Below are 6,234 nucleotides of genomic sequence, written 5' to 3' on the forward strand. Positions count from 1 at the left end.
ATCACAAAAGGCTCAACACCCTTCCGAATGCCGAAGGCGAGAACAAGGATCATCGCCAAAAGCAATGTCGGGAAAGCCGCAATGACCTCTGCCAACCCCAGGATAAAGCGATCGAACCAGCTTTCATTCAGCCATCCTGCAATTGCCCCAGCCAGAAACCCGACCAGAATACGCGCCAAAACAACGGAAATTGCTAAAAATAATGTCTGCTGTGCGCCGGAAAGAACCAAACTAAAAATATCGCGTCCGAGCATGTCCGTTCCCCAAAGGTAAGTCTCATCCGGTGCGAAGGGTGGCACAGAGAAGACGCCATTTTCAATGGTCAATCCCCTCGTGGTATAAGGGCTATGAGGGGCGAGTTGCGGACCCAAAATAATGACTGCAAATATCCCAATAATAATGATCGCCCCGACCATAAAAGGCAGGTTGCCCAAAGTACCTTGCAACCAGGCACGCCGCCTGCCTTTCCCCCGCTCGCTTTTTTGCTCAGGAGAAGCAGCTTCAAGTCTGTTTTTAACTAGCTCAGTAAAAGGACTGCGAGAGGCTTTCTTTTCTTCCTGCTCCATTTGCCATTTTTTGAAAGGGTTTTCACTTACCAGATTGCCAATATCTTTCCGCAAATCATTAAGCCTCTCAAAGAAGCTCTTTTTCATATCTTTCGAAATATTCCGAGCGGTGTCTGCCAAACGTGGGTCTATCAGATGGTAAAGAATATCGAGCAGGATGTTGACAAGGATAACAAGAATGCCAAGGGACAACGCAAGGATGACGGTAAGATTATCATCTCGTTGAGAGATAGCCTTAAGCAGGGTAAAACCTATCCCCGCCCAACCAAAGAAAAATTCGACAACGGGCAAACTGCTGAGAGAAAAACGAAGGGATAAACCAATAGTTGTCAGGATCGGGATGGCAGCATTTCGAAAAACATGGATCGCAGTAATAGCACGCTGACGGATACCTTTGCTATGCGCTGTGCGAACATAATCCTGCAAGAGAACATCTTCAACCGTGACAAAGGTAACTCGGCTGATCTGTGCCAAAGGGCGGGCAGCCAAAACCAATGCGGGCAGGATCAGATGTTTATCCCACCCAAATCCGCCAACCGGAAGAAATATCTCCCCCGTCGCCTGTGCAATCTTCACCACCCCGATTTGCAGGAGCATTGCCGCAAAAAAACTGGGGATCGAAATACCAATAATTGATAACATCAGGGTTAATAACGACCAACCCGAGCGTTTACCAGCAGACCACAGTCCAAGGATAACGCCAACGAAAGCAGAGAGAAATATAGAAACCGCCAGCAGCCCAAAACTATGAGTGATGATATCAGGGGCAAGCTCAATCACCGGAACCGGGAGTAGAGAATATCCGCCTGCAGCGGTTTCGCCAAATTCCCCCCTAATAGCATTGCCGAGATATGTGACCGATTTGCGTAACCCTTCGGTGGCTGCATCTCCAAAGGGGACACCACGCGCCATATCCAGCCCGAGAAAGCTGAGAAAAAGGATAAAGGCCAACGTAATAACCCCAAATAGCAGACGCTTCCCTAAAGATAAAAAAAGACTTTTTGAAAAATGGAAGGTTCTATTTCCTTTTATCGTCGCCATTAGCATCTTTGCCTGCTATATTGATATCATCCCAAACCAGGAATAATGGATCTTCTTCTACTAATATGCACCCAAAAAATTAACCCCATAGATCGCCAATGTTAAAACTGTATCAACAATAACGATAACCAAATAGTATCGTAAAGAAGATGATTGCTGATTTTTTCGCGACCACTCTGATGCCCAGATCGCAATACCCAATATCAGCAAGGGTACGCCTATTCGCAATACCATTTGCCAACTGGCAGGGATATCTACCCAGGCAGAAAAGGGAATATAATCTACCATCGTTGGGAAGATCAAAATCTTAGAACCCTGATACATGAGGACTGATAACACCAGGAGGGCTACAGAAACCTTATTGCTTAGATCTTCGTCATTCCTGATCAGCCGCCAAATAATCAATACAATCAATCCGGGGAACATCCAGGGGAAAGCAAGCGGGAATAACAGTATCCCGGTCAAACTTTCTAATCCACCGGCCAAAACAAGGGTCAGTATATCTCGGATTGTGGGGCGGTCTAACTCTGCTCGGGTTTCGGCATCCGTTGTCGTATAATAAACAATCTCTTTTGAATAACCATCCCGCCAGATCAAATGCAAATTACCTGCTCCATCTGCATCCAAAACAGGATCGCTGGAAATCGCCTGCGTTTTTGTCGCAATCGTATACCCCTTATATGCACCATTTTCCATCACCACTACTGCAATTTGAACATAACCATCCAAACGATATTGTTGTCGGGTGGCTAGAGCAATAGCCATCTCACCAGTAGGGTGTTGAATCACCATCGGCGCATATACATAAGGACTGGTATTACTTATATACGTGGCAGGGACAAGCTCAGTGTAAGCATAGCTGCCTCTATCCGTCCGATACGGCTGCTCTTCCAGCGGAAGCACGTCTATTCTCGTGACATCAGAAACTTTGTCTGGCGATCCCTGCGGGAAAAAAACATATTCGGTACGCGCTGTCCCTGCTTCTAATCCTGATTGGCTTAAAACAGACCAGAAAATATACACATTCCCGTCCACTACCCCTAAAACAGGTCCATCCAACGTCGCTCCCGTACCAAGCGGGATGCGGAGGAGTTTCTCGCCTGAAAGAGGTGAGGCTACATCAGCATCAGTCCGTGCGTAGAGCAGGTTATTATCATTGTCTAGCCAGGCGAGATGGATTTTTCCTCGCTCATCAACCCATAAATCTGGTTTTACCCCCGCTTCGACCACGCGCTTGGGGTTGGCTTGCTTCTCCCCAAGAATAGAGATTTCTGTCAATTTAATGCCGCCAGAAAGAATATCCTCCCAGGCAACCAATATGCCACCATTCCGACCTTCCACTACAGCATATTGCGAAACTCCGGAATTGGCATCTGAAACCTGGAGCAACTCACCCTGGATATTGCCTTTATGGTCAAATTGGGCATACCATAACTGCCATTTTGCAGCCGTATCCGGGCGATTTGCCCAAAGCAAATGCAAGCTCTCATCTTTTGCGATAAAAAGCTGCGGAGTACGGACCTGCCCTTGCGTCTGTACTACAACTTGATCTACCTGAATTTCGGCAGCTTTGCCAAGTTGAACGTAGCGGATGCCAATCCCACCTTCCTCTGCCCAAAAAGGCCAAACTGCGTGTATGGTAGCACCATCTTCTTCAACGACCATACCCACTGTCCCGGTCGCATCTGTACCAAGAGGAAGCCCACGCCCCCAATCATTAGATGGTTTTCGGCTGCGTTCTGGTCTTCCGCCGCAACTTATTAGTATCATTGCGCCCAGAATAAGGATCATCAAGGGCAAAATAGGTTTTTTTATATTCATCGAATATTTCTTCTCCTACCGAAAAAAACACTGCAAACGCATTCTTGCGTCCACAGTGTTTTATCTTTTATTAATCTTTCTTTACTCCCCCATATAACCTGCTGTCATAGCAAGAAGCGACTATTGCTTTTGACGGGGATCAAATGCATCTCGTAACCCATCGCCAAGAAAGTTAAAAGCAAGTGTTGTTAGAGAGAGTGCCAGAGCAGGAAGAAGAAGTTGATTCGGATAAGAACGCAACCCTTGTACTGCTTCCGATATCATAATGCCCCAACTCGGCGTTGGCGGATCAACACCTAAACCGATAAAGCTCAAGAAGGCCTCGGTGAAGATATATCCAGGGATTGTCAATGTTTCTGCAACGATCAATGGACCAAGAATATTGGGGAAGAGGTGTTTAACCAAGATACGCGTATCATTCGCACCAACTGCGCGCGCGGCTTCAACAAATTCTTTTTTCTTATATGAAAGTACCTGGCCACGGGCAATACGAGCCATACCAAGCCAATTGATCAAACCGATCGCAATAAATAGGAAGAGCAACCCCCCCATGCTCTTATTCATATTGATAAATGCAAGGCCAATCCCCTGACTGGTTCCCTGCCTTGCAATCGCTTTAAAGTAGGTTTGGAGTAAAATCACAACCACCAAAAATGGGAAGGCATACAGAAAATCAACAATACGCATCATCAAACTATCTACACGCCCGCCGACATAACCAGAAACCATACCGTAAATGACCCCGACCAATAAACTTACGGCAGAGCCTACCAGGGCAACTGTAAGAGAAACACGCGCACCATAGATCGTTCTACTTAAAATATCACGTCCCAAATGATCTGCAGCTAGAGGATAAAAATCACTAATTCGAGCATAATTTTCTGCCCCTTCCGGGAGCATAAAAATCATCCACTCCGGAACGGCATTATTTGCCAATAAATCCTGCCGGGCAAAATCATGAGGTGCGACATAATCAGCAAAAACAGCTGTCAATACCAACCCAATAATAAAAATTGCGCTCAAAACAGCAATTTTATTTTTTACCAGACGGCGAAATGCTTCAGCCCAAAGACTCCGTTCTTTTCGCGTAATCGTACCGGTCTCTTGTGCAAGATCAACAACAGTCATATTCTATCTCCTGAAATCTTTCAAGTCAGTTTATTTCTAATCAAAGCGAATGCGTGGATCAAGCCAGGCATAGGTAATATCTACCACAAGATTTGCAATAACAAGGACTACCGCGTAGATTAGTGTAACCCCGGTAATGACCGGGTAATCTCGATTACCAATGCTGGCAACAAAATGCTTCCCCATCCCATTGATGCCAAAGATCAATTCAACAACAAAGGTGCCTGTCACCAATGCGGCAAAAGCGGGTCCCAAGATTGTTACAACCGGAATTAGAGAGTTTTTCAAGGCATGAATTGCAATTACAGTCTGTTCACGTAATCCTTTGGCACGAGCTGTACGGATATAATCTTCGTTAATCACTTGTAATAAACTTGCCCTTGTTAGACGAGCAATGCCTGCTGCAGATGAGGTTCCCAAGGCAAAAACAGGTAAAATCGCGTGGGAGAAATAATTCAAATTGAATTGGCTAATTCGTGGGAAAATTCCCAGGAAAAATGGGGGTTTTGCTCCCCAGGTTGCAACAGGGAACCAGCCCAACTTGAGAGAGAATATCCATATCAGGATAGGAGCCAAAACAAGGTTTGGGATCGAGATAAATACAACCGCAGCAAAGGTACTGGTATAGTCCATCCATGTATTTTGCTTTAGCGCGGCGATGGTTCCTGTTGGAATTCCAATAATAAGTGCCAACAATAATGACATAAAACCGAGTTGTGCTGAGATGGGTAAAGTGGTCGCGACAATGTCATTGACAGTTTGTCCGCGAAATTTTAACGAGAGGCCCAAATCACCGAATAGAACCCCTCTTGAAAGCCCCTCTTCACCCAGAATTTTATCGCCCAAAAGATAGGATGCAAATTGTTTCCACATAGGCCAATCAAGATGATATTTTGCTTCAATATTAGCCACAACTTGTGGAGGTAAAGTTTTATCCCCAATAGCATCAAAGGGGCCGCCCGGAATAGCACGCATCATGACAAATGTAAATAAGGTTACTGCAAATAATACAGGAATAAATTGCAAAATACGACGGATGATATAACGAAGCATAGCCAGCCTTCTTTCTTGATTCTTTGGAGGGCGGAGTATTCCTCCGCCCTCCAAAAATATTTCAGTATTTCAATCTAAGCTAAACCAATTGGTTATTGACCGCGAGCGGCATCATCAAGGGTCCAGGCGTAGAAATTATTCGCGCCCAAAGGCGGGAATTGACGGGTTAACCACGGTTTGGTGACTCGAACGGTGGTGTAGTGATAAATCGGTGCATAAGCAACCATCTCTTCTGCAAACATCTGCTCAGCCTGTTCGTAAAGGGCTTCACGTTCGGCAGGGCTATCAGCTGCACCAGCGGCAACGGTCAACGCATTGAAGTCAGCGTTATCGGAGCGTGTGCGGTTTTCGCCTTCGTCTGAGTTAAAGACTTCGTGGATCCAGTTGTTCTCATCCGGGTAATCAGCACACCAACCAAGACGCCAAATATGCGGCATGCCATCAAGAGGCGCATCATTCTGGGTGGTCTTCAAGTAAACGCCCCATTCCTGATTTTCAACACGAACATCTGCGCCCAGGTTGTCAGTCCACATCTGCTGGACAGCAGCGGCGATCAAAGCGTGGCCTTCGCTGGTATTGTGCATCAGGATGATGTCAAGGTCATTGAATTCTTCCATCGTCATAC

The 6,234-nt window shown here is 46.0% G+C and carries 4 protein-coding genes and 1 pseudogene; all 5 read right to left on the bottom strand.

Annotated elements, in window-relative coordinates; genetic code table 11:
* On the bottom strand, positions 1-1,607 hold a 1,607-nt coding region (locus AC3DOM_RS04920), incomplete at its 3' end, for an ABC transporter permease subunit (RefSeq protein WP_487917911.1).
* 60 nt (positions 1,608-1,667) lie between these two features.
* Positions 1,668-3,428: a hypothetical protein gene (locus AC3DOM_RS04925; protein ID WP_487917912.1), complete on the bottom strand. Its 1,761-nt coding sequence runs from the start codon at positions 3,426-3,428 to the stop codon at positions 1,668-1,670.
* A 120-nt stretch (positions 3,429-3,548) separates the two neighbouring features.
* Positions 3,549-4,556, bottom strand: coding sequence for an ABC transporter permease (locus AC3DOM_RS04930; protein ID WP_487917913.1), 1,008 nt, complete (start codon positions 4,554-4,556; stop codon positions 3,549-3,551).
* A 36-nt stretch (positions 4,557-4,592) separates the two neighbouring features.
* Positions 4,593-5,609 carry an ABC transporter permease gene (locus AC3DOM_RS04935; protein ID WP_487917914.1) on the bottom strand — a complete coding sequence of 339 codons (1,017 nt, stop codon included), beginning with the start codon at positions 5,607-5,609 and terminating at the stop codon, positions 4,593-4,595.
* A gap of 92 nt (positions 5,610-5,701) precedes the next feature.
* Positions 5,702-6,234, bottom strand: a pseudogene (locus AC3DOM_RS04940) (hypothetical protein); the annotation flags it as partial.

The organism is Candidatus Desulfolinea nitratireducens, from assembly GCF_982879505.1.

Excerpts from the sequence above, each read along its gene's own strand:
- AC3DOM_RS04925 (WP_487917912.1), bottom strand. The coding sequence starts at position 3,428 with ATGAATATAAAAAAACCTATTTTGCCCTTGATGATCCTTATTCTGGGC.
- AC3DOM_RS04930 (WP_487917913.1), bottom strand. The coding sequence starts at position 4,556 with ATGACTGTTGTTGATCTTGCACAAGAGACCGGTACGATTACGCGAAAA.
- AC3DOM_RS04935 (WP_487917914.1), bottom strand. The coding sequence starts at position 5,609 with ATGCTTCGTTATATCATCCGTCGTATTTTGCAATTTATTCCTGTATTA.